The sequence below is a fragment of the Micromonospora echinaurantiaca genome (genome assembly GCF_900090235.1).
GTDB lineage: Bacteria > Actinomycetota > Actinomycetes > Mycobacteriales > Micromonosporaceae > Micromonospora > Micromonospora echinaurantiaca.
Window position 1 is genome coordinate 3,172,062 of the sequence record NZ_LT607750.1, and the last position, 15,591, is coordinate 3,187,652.

14 protein-coding genes are annotated in these 15,591 nt (G+C 74.1%); 7 read left to right on the plus strand and 7 right to left on the minus strand.

Annotated elements, in window-relative coordinates:
- Nucleotides 1-40: 40 nt before the first annotated feature.
- Nucleotides 41-1,642 (minus strand): glycosyltransferase 87 family protein, encoded by a 1,602-nt coding sequence (locus GA0070609_RS14455; RefSeq protein WP_088994293.1) that lies wholly within the window; start codon nt 1,640-1,642, stop codon nt 41-43.
- 165 nt (nt 1,643-1,807) lie between these two features.
- On the opposite strand from GA0070609_RS14455, the gene GA0070609_RS14460 reads away from it, so the two are divergent.
- Complete coding sequence (locus tag GA0070609_RS14460) at nt 1,808-3,376, plus strand: amidohydrolase (protein ID WP_088994294.1); 1,569 nt, start codon at nt 1,808-1,810, stop codon at nt 3,374-3,376.
- Between the two features lie 12 nt (nt 3,377-3,388).
- Here GA0070609_RS14460 and GA0070609_RS14465 read toward each other — a convergent pair whose 3' ends face one another.
- Nucleotides 3,389-4,957 (minus strand): helix-turn-helix domain-containing protein, encoded by a 1,569-nt coding sequence (locus GA0070609_RS14465; protein WP_088994295.1) that lies wholly within the window; start codon nt 4,955-4,957, stop codon nt 3,389-3,391.
- Nucleotides 4,958-5,090: 133 nt separating this feature from the next.
- On the opposite strand from GA0070609_RS14465, the gene GA0070609_RS14470 reads away from it, so the two are divergent.
- Together GA0070609_RS14470 and GA0070609_RS14475 are read left to right on the plus strand one after the other, a co-directional pair.
- Complete coding sequence (locus GA0070609_RS14470; protein WP_088994296.1) at nt 5,091-6,353, plus strand: NAD(P)/FAD-dependent oxidoreductase; 1,263 nt, start codon at nt 5,091-5,093, stop codon at nt 6,351-6,353.
- Between the two features lie 85 nt (nt 6,354-6,438).
- The gene (locus GA0070609_RS14475; protein WP_157748166.1) at nt 6,439-6,747 is read left to right on the plus strand and encodes a TraR/DksA C4-type zinc finger protein; all 309 of its coding nucleotides are present in this window, start codon (nt 6,439-6,441) and stop codon (nt 6,745-6,747) included.
- Nucleotides 6,748-6,790: 43 nt separating this feature from the next.
- Here GA0070609_RS14475 and GA0070609_RS14480 read toward each other — a convergent pair whose 3' ends face one another.
- The 3 genes from GA0070609_RS14480 to GA0070609_RS14490 are packed head-to-tail and all read right to left on the minus strand — an operon-like array spanning nt 6,791 to nt 10,748.
- On the minus strand, nt 6,791-8,893 hold the full coding sequence (locus GA0070609_RS14480) for an iron ABC transporter permease (RefSeq protein WP_088997732.1): 2,103 nt from the start codon (nt 8,891-8,893) through the stop codon (nt 6,791-6,793).
- A 5-nt stretch (nt 8,894-8,898) separates the two neighbouring features.
- The gene (locus GA0070609_RS14485) at nt 8,899-9,882 is read right to left on the minus strand and encodes an ABC transporter substrate-binding protein (protein ID WP_088994298.1); all 984 of its coding nucleotides are present in this window, start codon (nt 9,880-9,882) and stop codon (nt 8,899-8,901) included.
- Between the two features lie 35 nt (nt 9,883-9,917).
- Complete coding sequence (locus tag GA0070609_RS14490) at nt 9,918-10,748, minus strand: ABC transporter ATP-binding protein (protein ID WP_197700290.1); 831 nt, start codon at nt 10,746-10,748, stop codon at nt 9,918-9,920.
- Nucleotides 10,749-10,855: 107 nt separating this feature from the next.
- On the opposite strand from GA0070609_RS14490, the gene GA0070609_RS14495 reads away from it, so the two are divergent.
- Nucleotides 10,856-11,599, plus strand: coding sequence for an N-acetyltransferase (locus GA0070609_RS14495; protein ID WP_231928767.1), 744 nt, complete (start codon nt 10,856-10,858; stop codon nt 11,597-11,599).
- Nucleotides 11,600-11,842: 243 nt separating this feature from the next.
- Here GA0070609_RS14495 and GA0070609_RS14500 read toward each other — a convergent pair whose 3' ends face one another.
- Nucleotides 11,843-12,403, minus strand: a complete 561-nt coding sequence (locus GA0070609_RS14500; RefSeq protein WP_088994299.1) for an NADPH-dependent FMN reductase — start codon at nt 12,401-12,403, stop codon at nt 11,843-11,845.
- Nucleotides 12,404-12,537: 134 nt separating this feature from the next.
- Between GA0070609_RS14500 and GA0070609_RS14505 the strand changes: the two genes are divergently transcribed.
- Both GA0070609_RS14505 and GA0070609_RS14510 read left to right on the plus strand, forming a co-directional pair.
- Nucleotides 12,538-12,993 (plus strand): MarR family winged helix-turn-helix transcriptional regulator, encoded by a 456-nt coding sequence (locus tag GA0070609_RS14505; protein ID WP_088994300.1) that lies wholly within the window; start codon nt 12,538-12,540, stop codon nt 12,991-12,993.
- 138 nt (nt 12,994-13,131) lie between these two features.
- The gene (locus tag GA0070609_RS14510; protein WP_088994301.1) at nt 13,132-13,983 is read left to right on the plus strand and encodes a hypothetical protein; all 852 of its coding nucleotides are present in this window, start codon (nt 13,132-13,134) and stop codon (nt 13,981-13,983) included.
- A 104-nt stretch (nt 13,984-14,087) separates the two neighbouring features.
- On the opposite strand, the gene GA0070609_RS14515 is transcribed toward GA0070609_RS14510, so the two are convergent.
- The gene (locus GA0070609_RS14515; RefSeq protein ID WP_157748167.1) at nt 14,088-14,747 is read right to left on the minus strand and encodes a YoaK family protein; all 660 of its coding nucleotides are present in this window, start codon (nt 14,745-14,747) and stop codon (nt 14,088-14,090) included.
- A gap of 162 nt (nt 14,748-14,909) precedes the next feature.
- On the opposite strand from GA0070609_RS14515, the gene GA0070609_RS14520 reads away from it, so the two are divergent.
- Nucleotides 14,910-15,590 (plus strand): GntR family transcriptional regulator, encoded by a 681-nt coding sequence (locus GA0070609_RS14520; RefSeq protein WP_158289793.1) that lies wholly within the window; start codon nt 14,910-14,912, stop codon nt 15,588-15,590.
- Nucleotide 15,591 lies beyond the last annotated feature (1 nt).

Here is a 15,591-nt window from a genome sequence, read left to right on the forward strand (position 1 = left end):
CGCGCGGTCGCCCCGCACCATCGGCGGTCGTGACCGAGGCCTACGGCGGGTCGGCGCGGAACCCGGCGGCGAGTTCCTCGTCGTACGTGGCGATCGGCTGGCCGTCGGCGGCGTAGGCGACCAGCCGCCCGTGCGCCATGGTCGCCGACCGGAACGAGAACGTCCGGGTTCCTGGGTAGGCGGCCAGCAGCGGGATCTCCCGGGGCGCGCCGCCCGGCGCCGAGTAGTAGGCCAGCCGCGCCACCCGCGGCGCGACCACCCCGTTGACCCGTACCTTCGTCTTCTCGACCCGGGTGCCGAAGGTGACCGGCGCGTCGGTGCCGAAGGCGGCGCACTCGGCCGGCCCGCGGCAGACGAAGAAGTACCGCGGGTTGACCACGTCGTCGAGGTCGTACGCCTTGAAGGTGGGATCGGCGCCGGCCGGTAGCGGCTGCACGGCGAAGAACGCCAGGGTGGCGGCGGCCGCGACGCCGACCCGCAGCCAGGCCCGGCGTGGCGCCGCCGTACGGGCGGTGCGGGTGGCGGCGACCGCCACCCCGCCGAACCCGGCCAGGCAGAGCAGGCACACGCCGAGCGTGCGCGCGTTCTCGAAGAGGAACTGCACGCCCGGCCGGGTCGAGATCGGGCTGAGCACGGCACCGAGCGACACCACCATGGTCGCCAGCAGCGCGACGCCGGCCACCCGGCGGGCGACGCCGGCGAGCCCGATCAGCAGCATGGCGGCGAGCACCGTCCAGATCTGGTGGTGGGTCCAGGACACCGGGGAGGCGGCCACTGTCGCGCAGCCGATGAGCACCGCCGCGTGCCCCGGCCGGCCGTGCGCGGCCAGGTGTCGGGCGCGCAGCAGCGCCACCGCGCAGATCGCGGCCACCAGGGCGGCCCACACCAGCGGCAGGGCGGCCTCGTCGACGCCGACGCGCAGCAGCATCCCGTGCACCGACTGGTTGCCCAGCGAGGCCAGGTTGCCGATCCGGGATGTCTCCAGCACGGTGCCGGCCCAGTAGGTCCAGCTCTCCCCCGGCAGCACGACGGCGGCGATGCCCGCGCAGGCGACGAAGGCGGCCATCGCCCGGGCGGCGTCGCGCCACCGGCCGGTGGCCAGGAAGTAGACCACGAACAGTAGCGGGGTCAGCTTGATCGCCGCGGCCACCCCGACCAGGATCCCGCGCAGCCGGGCCGGCACGACGCCCATCCCGTCGAGCAGCGCCGCCAGCACGATGAAGATGCTGACCTGCCCGAAGCGCAGGTTGCTCTGCACCGGCGCGGAGAGCAGCAGCCCGAGCGCCACCGCCGCGACCACCAGCGCCCGCCGGGACCGGCCGGCGGTCAGGGCGGCGCCGACCGGCACGGCGACGGCGACCACCGCGGCGTACGTGGCCAGCAGCCAGACCACCTGCGCCACGCCCTCTGGCACGACAGTGATCGGCCACAGCGCCAGCGCGGCGAACGGCGGGTAGGTGAACGGGCCGCCGTTCTCCGCCACGTAGCCGTAGAGCGGGCGGCCGGCCCGCAGGTCGGCCAGCGCCCCGTAGTAGATGTGCAGGTCGGAGAGGCGGTCCTCGCGGCGCAGCACGAGCAGCGTGGACACCAGCGCGGTCACCGCGAACCCGGCCCAGAGCAGCAGCACCCGCCGGTCTCGCATGACCCGAGGATAGGTGAGGACGCGACGGTGCGGGTACCACGGTGGACGGTCCGCCGCTGGCCTGGGACCGCGCGGAGCCGCGCCGGATCCGGCTCGACGATCTTCCCGCCGCCGGCTCCCCCTCCTACAGTGATGGCCACCCGTCCCTCGACCCCGGAAGGTGCCATGAGCATCCGCGTGTACCGCAACGCCGCGATCCACACCGGCGACCGCGCCAACCCGTCGGCCCAGGCCATGGCCGTCGACGGCGAGCGGCTGCTGGCCGTCGGCACCGAGGCGGAGGTACGCGCGGCCGCCGGAGCGGGCGCGGAGCTGGTCGACCTGGCCGGCGCCGCGGTGCTCCCCGGCCTCTACGACGCCCACATCCACACCGCGCAGTACGCGCAGAGCCTGGACGCCGTGGACCTGCGGGACGTCCGCTCGCTGGCCGAGGCACTGACCCGGGTGGCCGCGCACGCGGCGCGGCTGCGACCCGGCGGGTGGCTGTTCGGGGGCCGGTGGGACAGCAACACCTGGGATCCGCCGGTCCAGCCGGACCGGTACGCGCTGGACTCGGTCTGCCCCGAACTGCCGGTCGCGCTGCCCAGCGTGGACGGGCACACGGTGTGGGCCAACTCGGCCGCGCTGCGACTGGTCGGCATCGACGCCGACACCCCCGACCCGGTGGGCGGGGAGATCGTCCGGGACGAGCGTGGCGAACCGACCGGGATCCTGCGCGAGTCCGCCTGCCGGCCGCTGCGCGACCTGATGGTCTCCCCCGACCTGCGCGACCAGCTCCGCGCCGCACAGGAGGAGTTGCTGGCGCTCGGCCTGACCAGCGTGCACGACATCGACGGCGAGGACTGCCGGGCGGCCTACCTGGAGCTGCGCGCCGCCGGCGAGCTGAAGCTGCGGGTGCACAAGGCGATCCCGATGAGCCACCTGGACGCCGCGATCGCCGAGGGCCGCCGCACCGGGCAGGGCGACGACTGGTTCCGCACCGGGCCGGTGAAGATCTTCAGCGACGGCGCGCTGGGCTCGCACACCTGCCACATGAGCGAGCCGTTCGCCGGCGAGCACGACAACGTGGGCATCGCGGTCACCCCGTACGAGGATCTGGTCAAGCTCTTCGCCCGGGCCGCGGAAGCCGGCATCGCGGTGGCCACGCACGCCATCGGCGACCAGGCCAACCATCTGGTGATCGACGCCTACCAGGCCATCGGCCGTACGCCCGGGCTGCGGCACCGGATCGAACACGCCCAGCACCTGCGGGCCGCCGACCTGCCCCGGATGGCCCGGCTGGGCATCGTCGCCTCGATGCAGCCGGTGCACTGCACCAGCGACATCGACCTGGTGGACAGCCTGCTCGCCGGACACGACCTGGCCTCGTACGCCTGGCGGGGGATGCTGGACGCCGGCGTGCCGCTCGCCTTCGGCTCCGACGCCCCGGTGGAGCATCCCAACCCGTTCCCCGCGCTCTACGCGGCGGTGACCCGCAGCCGCCCGGACGGGACGCCGGCCGGCGGCTGGCAGCCTGAGCAGCGGCTCAGCATGGCCGAGGCGCTCGCCGCGCACACCCTCGGCGCGGCCCGGGCCGCCGGCGAGGAGGAGCGCAAGGGCGTCCTCGCGCCCGGCATGCTCGCCGACTTCATCGCGGTCGACACCGATCCCCTGCGGGAGTCACCGGAGGCGGTGCTGCGCACCCGGGTGCTGACCACCGTCGTCGGCGGCGAGATCCGCTGGCAGCGCGGCTGACGGACCAGCTAGTCACCCGCCTGGCGCGAGCGGTTCCCGGCGTAGCGCGGCGAGCTGGATCTGCAGCGCCAGCCGGGTACGCGCCGAGCCCAGGTCGACGGGGACGACCTCGGCGAGGCGGCGCATCCGGTACCGCAGCGTGTTGGGGTGCACGTGCAACCGTCGGGCCGCCCTCGTCGGGTCACCCTGCTCCTCGATCCAGGCGGCGACCGTGGCGACGTAGTCGGTGCCGTGCTGCCGGTCGTGCGCGACGAGGGCGGGCAGCGGCCCGCCGACCAGCAGGTCGGCCCGCGGCACCGTACTGACCACCCGGTGCACGACCACGTCCGCCCAGACGTCCTCGAACCGCAGCACCGGGCCGCGCCGGGCCGGCCCGTGCAGGGCGAGCAGTTCCGCCGCCTCGGCGCGGGAGCGCCGCAGGTCCGGCAGGGTGCGGGCGACACCGCCCGAGGCGGCGGACAGCCCCGGGTCGTGCCGGGCGATGTCGTGGATCAACCGCTCCAGCCACAGCCAGGAGCCGGGCGCCTCGCCGTCGGCGGCCACCACGGCGAACAGCACCTCACCGAGGTCCGCGATCAGCGGCTGGCGCCACCCGTGCCGGCGGGTGATCGACTCCCACAGGGCGAGGTTGTGCACCAGCTCCGGCGTACCGCCGTGGGCCCCGAGCGCGACCACCCGCCACGGACCGGCGGGCAGGCCCAGCTCCTCGCGGCCGAGCCGGCCGGGATCGCGCAGCGCGGCGCGTAGCCGGTCGGCCGCCGCGCGGCGGGCGACGTCGGCCTGCACCCGCAGCCGGAGCAGGTGCAGCGCCAGCTGGGACGCGGTGCCCTGGAGGTCGCGCAGCCGCTCGTCCGGCACCGGGCCGTCGACCACCGCCCAGATCGAGCCGAGCAGCTCGCCGCCGGCCCGGATCGGGATCACCAGCCGGGGCAGCGTCCCGTCCGGCCCCTGCGGTACGAAGATCAGGTCGCTGCCGGTGGCGAGCTTGCGGAACACCCCACGCGACCGGAAGTGCGCGATCACCTCGCCGGGCACCCGCCGCCCGACGATGGTCGAGACGCGGGCCGGGTCGGTGCGGTCCTGGCGTGAGGAGTAGGCGAGCACCCGGGACTGGGCGTCCTCGATGGTCACCGGCGCGTCGACGATGGCGGCGGTCGCGTCGGCCAGGGCGAACAGCTCGTCGTACACCCCGGCCTCGCCGGTCTCCGGCGGCCCCGGCGCGACCGCCCGGTCGATCACCCCGCGGAGCAGCCAGACGAGCTGGGCCCACGAGCCGTGGCTCTGCAGCTCGACCAGGGTCAGGTCGCGGCCGGCGGCGGCCGCCGTCACCTCGGGGTGGGTGGCCAGCGGCGGCTTCAGGACGAGGCCGGCCGCGGCCGTCTCCGCGCACCAGGCGACCACGCCGATCGCCTGCTCGGGCGTGGCGATGCCGGCGCCGAGGACGAGGTCGCCCCGCTCGCCGGTGGTCGCGTCGTCGGGGTCGGCGAAGGTGACGTCGCGGACCTCCGCCGTGGCGCCGCTGACGACGACCTGGAGCAGCGCGGCACCGACGGCGTCCACCACGCCACCCACGGTGATCATGATGATGATTATGCCTCGGTGTTGTCCGCTGCGGCCAATGGGCGGGGCGATCGTTGGCCGGGCCGGACAATGACGTTCCGGCCCGGCGCGGCCAGGATTGGGCCCGATCCCCCGCTGATCCGAAGGAGAACCGATGCCTGCCGCCCAGCCCGGGCCCGCTCCCCAGCACGTCGCCGTCATCGGCGCCGGGATGGTCGGGCTGGCCACCGCCTGGTTCCTGCAGGAGCGGGGGGTGCGGGTCACCGTGCTCGACCGCACCGGGGTGGCGGCGGGCGCGTCCTGGGGCAACGCCGGTTGGCTCACCCCCGGCATCACCACTCCCCTGCCCGAGCCCGCGGTGCTCCGCTACGGGCTGCGCGCCGTGCTCAGCCCGTCGTCGCCGGTCTACGTGCCGCCGCGCGCGGACGTCAAGCTGCTGCGCTTCCTGGCCGGCTTCACCCGGCACAGCACCGCCGCCAAGTGGCGCACCGCGATGCGGGCCTACATCCCGATGAACCGCCGCGCGCTGGAGACGTTCGAGGCGCTGGAGGCGGGCGGGGTCACCGCCCGGGCGAACGAGGCGAAGTCGTTCATCGCGGCGTACCGGACCGAGACCGAACGCTCGGTGCTGCTGGACGAGCTGGGGCACATCCACGCCGCCGGCCAGGAGATCGAGTTCGACGTGCTGACCGGGGCCGAGGCGCGCGAGGTGGAGCCCTCCCTCTCCGACCACGTCGGCGCCGCCATCCGCCTGCACGGCCAGCGCTTCGTCAACCCCGGCCAGTACGTGCACGCGCTCGCCGACTCCGTCCGCGCCCGCGGCGCCTCGATCGTGACGGGGGTGGACGTGGTGGACGTCCGCGACGAGGGCGCCGGGGTGCGGGTGGTGACCGCGGCCGGCGCCGACGACCGGTACGACGCGGTGGTGCTGGCCACCGGCACCTGGTTCGGTGAGCTGGCCCGGCGCTTCGGCGTCCGGACCGTCGTGCAGGCCGGCCGCGGCTACAGCTTCAGCGTCCCGATCGAGCACATGCCCGCCGGGCCGGTGTACTTCCCGGCGCAGCGGGTCGCCTGCACGCCGCTCGGCGACCGGCTGCGGGTCGCCGGGATGATGGAGTTCCGCCGCGCCGAGGCGCCGCTGGACCGCCGCCGGATCACCGCCATCGCCGAGGCCGCCCGGCCGCTGCTGCGCGGCGCCGACCTGGACGCCCGCACCGACGAGTGGGTGGGCTCGCGCCCCTGCACCCCGGACGGCCTGCCGCTGATCGGCCGGACCCGGTCGTCGCGGGTCTTCGCGGCCGGCGGCCACGGCATGTGGGGCATCACCCTCGGCCCGCTGACCGGCACGCTGCTCGCCGAGCAGATCACCACCGGCCGGCAGCCGGCGGAGCTGCGCCCCTTCGACCCGCTGCGCTGACCACCACTGAACGAGCGGGCGGAGCGCGGCGGCGCTCCGCCCGCTCTGCCATGTGCCCACCGGAGGGAAACCCGACGTGTACGCCGTGAGCAGGCAGGACGAGCTGGGGGTGCTGCGGATCGTCCTGGAGGAGCAGTACGAGCGGCACACCACCCAGCTCGCGCTGCTGGCCCGGCAGGCGAGTCAGCTGCCCGGCGCCGATCCGGCGGCCGCCGCCGCGTTGACGGCCGCGTCGCGCCGGGCCCTGGGCGACATCGCCCGCGCCCTGCACTACCTGGAACAGGACGGCTACGGCAGCTGCGAGCGGTGCGCCCGCGACATCCCGATCGAACAGCTCGCGCACCGCCCGTCGACCCGCTTCTGCACCGCCTGCCGGCCGCCACGAGGTGGATGAAGGGCCGGCAGGACAGCGCGGACGAGCGGGACGCGGCGACTCGTCAGCGGGCTGAGGGCGACACCACGGCGCGGGAACGCCACAGCAACCAGACGAAGTACGGCGTGCCGATCAACGCGGTGACCAGGCCCGCCGGGATCTGCGCCGGCGCGATGACCGTCCGACCCAGGGTGTCGGCGAGGCTGACCAGCAGCGCCCCGAGCAGCGCGGCGACCGGCAGCACCCGGCTGTGCCGGCCACCGACCAGCACGCGGGCCGCGTGCGGGGCGACCAGCCCGACGAAGCCGATCACGCCGACCGCCGACACGGCGGTGGAGGTGAGCAGCGCCGCCGCGACCAGCGCGACCAAGCGGGCGCGTTCCAACCGCACGCCGAGCACCCGCGGCGTGTCGTCGTCGAGGGCGAGCAGGTCCAGCTCCCGCCGGGCGGCCACGACCGCCGGGGTGAGCAGCACCAGCGCGATCGCCACCGGTAGCACCTGCGTCGCGGTCCGGCCGTAGGTGGAGCCGGAGAGCCAGGTCAACGCCTTGGCGGTGTTCCACGGGTCGAACGCGACGATCAGGAACGTGATCACCGCCATGCCGCCGTACCAGGCGCCGAACCCGATCAGCACCAGCCGGTCGGAACTCAACCCGCCGCGCCAGGCCGCGCCGTAGACCAGCGCGAAGGCGAGGATCGCGCCGAGACCCGCGACCCCGGAGACGGCCCACACCCCAGCCAGCGGCACGAAGGTGAGCAGCGAGACCGCGCCGAGGCCGGCGCCGGCGGTGATGCCGAGGATGCCGGGCTCGGCCAGCGGGTTGCGGCAGACCGCCTGCACGGTGGTGCCGGCGACCGCGAGCGCCGCGCCGGCCAGCACCGCCGCGGCGACCCGCGGCCACCGCTGGTCCAGCACGAAGGTGTACGCCGGCCCGGTGCGCCCCTGCACCCAGTTGACGATGTCGCCGAGCAGCACCCAGGTGTCGCCGGCGAGCATGCCGACGACGACCGCGGTGACGGCGAGCACGGCGCAGCAGGCGACCACGGCGCGGTGGAAGGTCGCCGACCGCACGGCCGCGTGGCCGCCGGGCGGGCGGCGGGTCGGCCCGGCGTCGCGGTGCCGGCGGGCCAGCCAGATCAGGATCGCCGCGCCGAACAGCGTGGTCACCACGCCGGTGGGGATGTCCACGCCGGCCTGCGCGCCCATCACGGCGCGCAGCAGCACGTCGGAGCCGAGCACGATGATGGTGCCGGCGATGCCGGACAGCGGCAGCAGCACGCGGTGCCGGTGCACGCCGGGCACCAGCGGCCCGAGCAGCCGGACGATGACCGGCGCGCAGAGCCCGACGAAGCCGACCGGGCCGGTCAGGGTGACCGCGGCGGCGGAGAGCAGCACGGCCAGCACGGTGACGATCAGCCGGGTACGCCGTACGTCGAGACCGAGCACGGTGGCGGTGTCGTCGCCGAGGGCCAGGATGTCGAGGCGGTGCCCGAGCAGCACCAGGGCGACCACGGCGACGCCGATGACCGGGGCGAGCTGGGTCAGCGCGTTCAGGTCGCTCTGCACGAGCGAGCCGTTGCCCCAGGCGAACAGGCCGATGGTGCCCTGCTCGAACAGGATCAGCAGCAGCATGGTGGCCGAGTTCAACGCCAACGCGGTGGCGGAGCCGGCCAGGATGAGCCGGGTGGTGTTCGACTGGCCGCCGGCGGACAACGCCATCACCAGGGCGGCCGCGGCCAGCCCGCCGAGCAGGGCGAGCCCGCCCGCCGGCAGCACGGGCAGCGAGATGCCGAACGCGGCGACCGTCACGATGGCCAGGTGCGCGCCGGCGTTGACGGCGAGGGTGTCCGGCGAGGCGAGCGGGTTGCGGGCGATGGACTGCAGGGCGGCGCCGGCGCACCCGAGGGCGACGCCGATGGCGAGCCCGGCGAGCAGCCGCGGGATCCGGGAGGCGACCAGGACCCGGGCCGCCTCGTCCTCGCCGCCGGTGACCAGTCGCAGCAGGTCGAGGGCGCCGACGGTCGAGGTGCCCTGGGTCAGGTGCACCGCCGCGACCACGAGCAGCAGCAGGGCCCCGGCGACGAACGCCCCGACCACCCGGGGCGCGGACAGCGGCCCGGCCGGAGCCGGCCGGGTGGCCGGCTCCGGGCGCGGGGGTGCGGTCAGCGTGGTCACACCGTGTAGGTCTTCACGAGCTGGTCGATGTACTGCTTGCCGGAGAGCGGCCCGCCGAAGGTCCAGATGCCGTCCGGCATCCGGTGCAGGTTGCCCTGCTTGACGAAGGGCAACGACTTCCAGATCGCGTTGCTGGCGAGCCCGTCGGCGAAGACGTCGTCGCCGTCGGAGGCGTTGTAGAAGAAGTGCAGGTTCGGGTCCTTGAGCCCGGTCAGGCCCTCGACGTCGGTCTGGCCCAGGCCCCACACCTCGTCGGTCTTGCCGGTCCAGGCGTTGGTCAGACCGAGCTGGATGCCGAGCTGAGAGACGAGCGCGCCCTGGCCGAACATCCGGATGCTGACCGTGCTGCCCTCCTTCCAGCCGTCTGCGATGGCGAACGGCCGGCCGGCGGCCCCGGCGTCGGCGATCTTCTTCTTGCCGTCGGCGATGGCGGCGTCGAAGTCGGCGAGCAGCTTCTCTGCCTCGGTGGTCTTGCCGACCGCCTGGGCGATCAGGTTGAGGTCCGACCGCATCCGGCCGAGGTTGTCCTTGGCGTCGCTGCCCTTGGTGACGATCACCGGGACGTACTTCTCCAGCTGGGTGACCAGGGCACCACCCCGGTCGTCCTCCATCACCACCAGGTCGGGCTGGAGGGCGACGATGGAGTCCACACTGGGCTCCGCCCGGGTGCCGACGTCCTTCACCCCGGCGTCGAGCTTGGCCGCGGTGACCCAGGTGCCGTAGCCCTTGGTGTCGGCGACGCCGACCGGCATCACGCCGAGACTGACGAGCATCTCGACCTCGCCCCACTCCAGGCCGACGACCTTGGTCGCCGGGGCCTTGAGGGTGACCTGCTTGCCCCGGCTGTCGGTGACGGTCACCGGGCCGCTGGCGGAAGAGCTGGACGCCGCCGGGGTGGCGGCGTTCTCGGTGGTGCCGCAGGCGCTGAGCAGCAGCGCGGCCGCCGCAGCGACCAGGGCGGTGACACGGGTACGGGTCATGGTGATCTTTCTCGGGTACGAACGGGAATGATGGGTCAGGCCGGCAGCCGGGTCAGGTGCCGGCCCACCGGGCGGGTCGTGACGATTCCGCTGACCGGATCGGTGGTCACCTCGATCCGGATGCCGTACGTCTCGGTGAGGGCGTCCTCGGTGAGGACGTCGACGGGGGCGCCGGCGGCGCGTACCCGACCGTTGTGCAGCAGGACCACCTCGTCGGCGACGGCGGCGGCCTGGTTGAGGTCGTGCAGGACGACACCCACGGCGACGTGGTGGTCGTCGGCGAGATCCCGCATCAGGTCGAGGATCTCCACCTGGTAGCGCAGGTCGAGGAAGGTGGTCGGCTCGTCCAGGAGCAGGACCGGGGTGTCCTGCGCCAGGCAGGTGGCGAGCCAGACCCGCTGGAGTTCGCCGCCGGAGAGCTCGTCGACCGGGCGGTCGGCCATCGCCGTGACGCCGGTGACCTCCATGGCGCGGCCGACCGCGGCCGGCCCGTCCGGGTCGTCGGCCCGCCAGCGCCCCCGGTACGGGTGTCGGCCGTAGCCGACCACGTCCCGGACGGTGACCCCGCTGGGCACCGGCCGGCTCTGGGCCAGCAGGGTGACCCGCCGGGCGAACTCCCGGGCCGGCAACCCGGCGGCGGCGCTGCCGTCGGCGAGCAGCACCGAGCCGCCGCCGATCGGGTGCAGTCGGGCCAGCGCCCGCAGCAGGGTGGACTTTCCGCTGCCGTTCGGACCGACCAGCGCGGTGACCGCTCCCGGCCGCAGCGCGATGGACGCGCCCCGGACCACGGTGGTGCCGTGGTACCCCAGGTGCAGGTCCACGCCACGCAGGCTCTCGTCACGGAGCAACACTCGGTCGTCGGACACGCGCTTAGGTTAGCCTAACCTTCTAGCGTGTCAAGCAGGCCCCACCGCCGCACTCCGGGCGGGTAATTGATGTGCGGTTGACGGCGCGGGCCTCTTAAGGTGCCGCGGTGACCATCGACATCATGAGCCTGGCAGACCGCCCGGACCTGGCCCCGCTGCTGGACGAGGACTTCCCCGGGGCGTGGCCGCCGTTCATGCTCTGGGACCCGATGGGCGCGGTGTACTACGGCGTCGCCCACCAGCTGTACCCCGAGTTCGTGTTCGCCGCCGTCGACTCGGACGAGCCGGAACGCGCCGTCGCCAAGGCGTACGCCGTGCCGCTGCGCTGGACCGAGGCGGAGCTTCCCGACGGCGGCTGGGACCGGGTGATCCAGCGGGCCACCCTCAACCGGCTCGGCGGCGCCACCCCGAACCTCGTGTCGGCCCTGGAGATCTGCATCCGGCCCGACCGGCGCGGCACCGGCCTGTCCGCGCGGATGCTCGCCGCCATGCGCGACGCGGTGCGGAAGCGGGGCTACGACACGTTGGTCGCGCCGGTCCGCCCGAACGGCAAGCACAGCCAGCCCGACGTGCCGATGACCGAGTACGCCGGACAGGTCCGCGCGGACGGCCTGCCGGTCGACCCGTGGCTGCGGGTGCACGTACGCGCGGGCGGCCGCATCGAGCGGGTGGCGCCCCGGTCGATGGTGATCAGCGGGACGCTGGACGACTGGCGCGGCTGGACCGGACTGCCGTTCGACGCCGACGGGCCGGTGCACGTGCCGGGTGCGCTCGTGCCGGTGCACTGCGACCTGACGCACGACCACGCCGTCTACGTCGAGCCGAACGTCTGGGTACGCCACCGGCTGTGACGCGGGAGGCACCGGCCAGCGGTCCACGCTGACCGCGTCCGGCCGATGCCTCCCCCGTGCCGGGCCGACGCGCTCCCCCGCGCTCGCCCCGGGCTGGCCCGGCGCGCTCCCCCGCGCCGGGCCGGGTGCGGACCCGCGGCGGTCAACCCGCCGGGCGGGCGCTCTCCCGCCGCCGGACCTGCTCGGCCGGAAGCCCCGCCGCGTCCCCGGTCCTCGGCCGCCAGCGGGCGCGTCCGGACCGGGTCAGCGGGCGCGCAGCGGCGCGAGCGCGCCGCTCCAGGCCACCACCTGGTCGAGGGTGGTGTTGAGCGCGCCGCGCTGGAACTCGTTGGGCGTGAAGACGCTGAAGTTCTGGAAGTCGGTGAAGAGCGACAGCGCGACCTGGGCGCGTACGTCGGCCATCTGGAGCTCGCCGGCGATCAGCCGCAGGTGCTCCACTGCCCGGGTGCCGCCGGCCGAGCCGTAGCTGACGAACCCGACCGCCTTGTTGTTCCACTCCGCGTAGAGGAAGTCGATGGCGTTCTTCAGCGCGCCGGAGGTGGAGTGGTTGTACTCGGGCGTGACCATCACGAAGCCGTCGAACGAGGCGATGGTGCTGGCCCAGCGCTGGGTGTGCGGCTGGGTGTACTGGCCCAGCGAGGGCGGGATGCTCTCGTCGAGGTGGGGCAGCTGGTAGTCGAGCAGGTCGACGAGCTCGAACTCGGCGTCGGTGCGCTGCTTGGCGACGTCGAGGACCCAGCGGGCCACGGCTTCGCCGTTACGCCCGGGGCGGGTGCTGCCGAGGATGATGCCGATCCTGGTCATCGTGGTGCCTTTCTGACGGTGGAGGTCGAGCCCTGGCTGGGCCCACGGTACAGAACTTGCTTCGTCAAGCAATATCTTCCCGGCATGGCCCCGGTCACAGACTGGTTGTTCGGTCAAGCAACTATGCTGGTGGCATGGCCGACGAGCGTCCGCAGCCGCTGAACCCCGAGGAGGAGGCGCTGGTCCGCGCCCTGCGCCGGGTGATGTACGTCCTCCCGCGCACCATCGACGCCGACATGGTGGGCGACGGGCAGCTTCCGCTCACCGAGTACACCGCCCTGATGCACCTCTCCGAGGCGCCGGACCGCCAGCTGCGGATGAACGAGCTGGCGACGGCCTGCGAACTCTCGCTCAGCGGGATGACCCGCACCATCAACCGCCTGGAGGGCCAGGGCCTGGTCGAGCGGGTCAAGTGCGCCGACGACGCCCGGGGCTGGAACGCCGTCCTCACCGACGCCGGCCTCGCGCGGCTGGAGCGCGCCTGGCCGAGCCACCTGGCCGCGGTACGACGACGGTTCCTCGACCACTTCCAGGGCTTCGACCTCGCTCGACTGGCCCGCGCGTTCGAGCGGGTCGGCACGGCCGACTGACCTCACGCCGGGCCCGACGGCCGGGAATCGCCCACCGCGGCACCGCGGAGACCTGGTCGGGCCGCCATAGAATCGATGACGATTCATGCCCAGCGGGCCGGGGGTCCCGGGCGGGTACGGCGGAGGGCGGTGCGGGGCATGGGGCCGGACGAACGGAAACGGCTGTTCGAGCAGGCGCGCGAGTACTCCACCCGCCAGCACAGGTGGACGGAGGCGGACCGCCTCTGGGTCAGGGTGATCGACGCCTACCGGGAGGCCACCCGCCGTCCCGGCCCGGTCGACTCGGAGGACCGGCGACAGCTGGCCCGGGCGCTGTGGCGGCGGGCGATGCTGCTGTCGGCGCTGGGCCGCCCCGGCCCCGGGATGGTGCCCGGGCGGGAGGCGGTGGCCATCTTCGAGCAGCTCAACGACGCGGCGCGGGGCACCGGCCAGGACCATGCCACGCCCCGCCGCGACGAGGCGTTGGCCGAGCTGGTCACCGCCGTGGTCGACGTCGCCGAGATCGCCTTCGCGGCCGGGCAACCCGCCGCCCGCGTCCAACTGCTGGAGCGGGCAATCGCCGCGGGACTGCTCACGGTCGGCACCCCGACGACCGCCGGCCCCCGTACCCGGGAGGCGCTCGGCACGGCGTACCACAACCAGGCGACCGCGCTGCTGCACCGCGCCCTGACCGGGTCGACCGGCGACCTGACGGAGGCGGCGCTGGCCGCCTCCCGGGCGTGCGAGCTGCGCCAGGGCCTGCTCGACCCGGCCCGCCCGCTCGCCTTCTGGGAGCTGGCCAACACCTACGGCGTGTACGCGCAGTGCCTGGTGCTGGTCAACGAGTTCGACCGGGCCGGCACCGTGCTGAAGCTGGGCAACAAGCTGGTCGACACGCTCGGGCCGGCCGGCGCCGAACCCGCGCTCAAGCTGCGCGTCGCCGCCGAGATGCTGGCCCAGCAGCGGGGCGGGGTGCCCCGGCCGCGCCGCTGGGGCTGGCGGCGCCGCTGAACCGAGACCTGACGCCCAACCCCGCCGTCCACGTCGAACCCGACGTCCGGGCCGGACGCCGGCTGTAGCCGTCGTCTCGTCGAGCACCAGCCCTTGGCCACCGATCAGCTCCGGCGGGCGTTGACATCGGAGGAAGGCTTCTCCGCCATCCGCGCGGACACGGCGATGACGAACACGAGCGGCACGATCAGCAGTGCCGGCGCCAAGGCCGGCAGGCGGAGGGCGACCAACGCACCGACAGCGGCTCCGCCCATCAGGGCCAGCAACACGTGTGTCTTCGGCCGAAGGCTCGGCCACGGCTTTCGGGCGGCGACGCCGGCGATCAGACTGGTGAGTGTGCCGGTCAGGTAGGTGGAGGAGAGGCCGGGCACGCCGAACCGCTGGACGGCGCTGCTCTGCACCCCCAGCGCCGCTGCCGACAGCATGAGGAGCGCGAGATCGACGTGCTCCGAGCGGTTGGCAAGGTTGACCTCCCAGACGACGAGGAACACGACGAACACCAGGAGCTCCAGCACGAGCGCTCCGGTGACCCGCCGTGGCCACACGGGATCGTCAGGCTGAGCCGCGCCGGCGAGCCGCGCGCCCGCGAGGACACCGGCGATGAAGCTGACGATGGCGCTGCCCGAGGTCAGGGCGAGTTCGGCTTCGCCGCGGCCCGCCGATAGCCCGAGCAGGACCATGTTGCCCGTCATGACGCTCGCGAAGGCCCCACCGAGGGAGAGGAAGCCGAGGGCGTCGGCGCTTCCGGTCAGGAAGGTGAGCACGACGACGAGGGCGTGCCGGCGTCGGAGCAGGTCCGGTTGCCCTCCCGGCATGACTCGTGCACGTATGACTCGTGGCACTGTTCTCAGCACTGTCAGCCATCCCTAGACCGATTGTTCTTCGTATACACTTCGCCATGGACGGTTCACGGAGAGGCGACCGGGTTGACTGAAGACCTGCGGGACAAGCTCGGCGCTCAACACCTGCCGCTACGCGACCAGGTCCTCGCCGCACTACGGACCGCCATCATCAACGGCGACTACCTTCCCGGAGAGCGGCTGACCGAAGACCGGTTGGCCGAGGACTTCGGTGTCTCCCGTAACCCGGTTCGGGAGGCGCTGCGCGTCGCGGAGGCGGAGGGTTTCGTCGTGATCCTGCCCCGCCGCGGGGCGGTCGTCGCCTCGCCGAGCAGCGGCACCATCGCCGACATGTTCGCCGTACGCGAGCGTTTGGAGGCGCTGGCCGCCCGGCTGGCGGCCGAGCGGGCCACCGCGGCGGACGTGGCCGCGCTGCGGAACCTGCTGGACCAGGGCCGCGAGGCGACGCAGCGGCAGGACCTGCGCCGGGTCGCCGAACTGAACAGCGCCCTGCACCTGCGAATCCTCCAGATCAGCGGAAACCCCTGGCTGTCGTCGATAGCCAAGGCGCTGTACCTCCATGTGCAGTGGGTCTTCCGGCTCGGGGCCGCGGAACGGGCGCCGCACTCGTGGGCCGAGCACATCCAGCTGGTCGACGCGATCGAGTCCGGCGACGGCGACCGGGCCGAACGGGCCGCACTCGCCCACCTCGACGCCGCGTCCGCGGCGGCGTACGAGAACGCCGAGGGCGGGTACGGGGCCCGCTGAG

Bases quoted from the DNA above. Each gene is read 5' to 3' on its own strand.
- GA0070609_RS14505 (WP_088994300.1), top strand. From the start codon at position 12,538: ATGGCCGACGAGCGTCCGCAGCCGCTGAACCCCGAGGAGGAGGCGCTG.
- GA0070609_RS14510 (WP_088994301.1), top strand. From the start codon at position 13,132: ATGGGGCCGGACGAACGGAAACGGCTGTTCGAGCAGGCGCGCGAGTAC.
- GA0070609_RS14500 (WP_088994299.1), bottom strand. From the start codon at position 12,403: ATGACCAGGATCGGCATCATCCTCGGCAGCACCCGCCCCGGGCGTAAC.
- GA0070609_RS14470 (WP_088994296.1), top strand. From the start codon at position 5,091: ATGCCTGCCGCCCAGCCCGGGCCCGCTCCCCAGCACGTCGCCGTCATC.
- GA0070609_RS14465 (WP_088994295.1), bottom strand. From the start codon at position 4,957: ATGATCACCGTGGGTGGCGTGGTGGACGCCGTCGGTGCCGCGCTGCTC.
- GA0070609_RS14485 (WP_088994298.1), bottom strand. From the start codon at position 9,882: ATGACCCGTACCCGTGTCACCGCCCTGGTCGCTGCGGCGGCCGCGCTG.
- GA0070609_RS14455 (WP_088994293.1), bottom strand. From the start codon at position 1,642: ATGCGAGACCGGCGGGTGCTGCTGCTCTGGGCCGGGTTCGCGGTGACC.
- GA0070609_RS14460 (WP_088994294.1), top strand. From the start codon at position 1,808: ATGAGCATCCGCGTGTACCGCAACGCCGCGATCCACACCGGCGACCGC.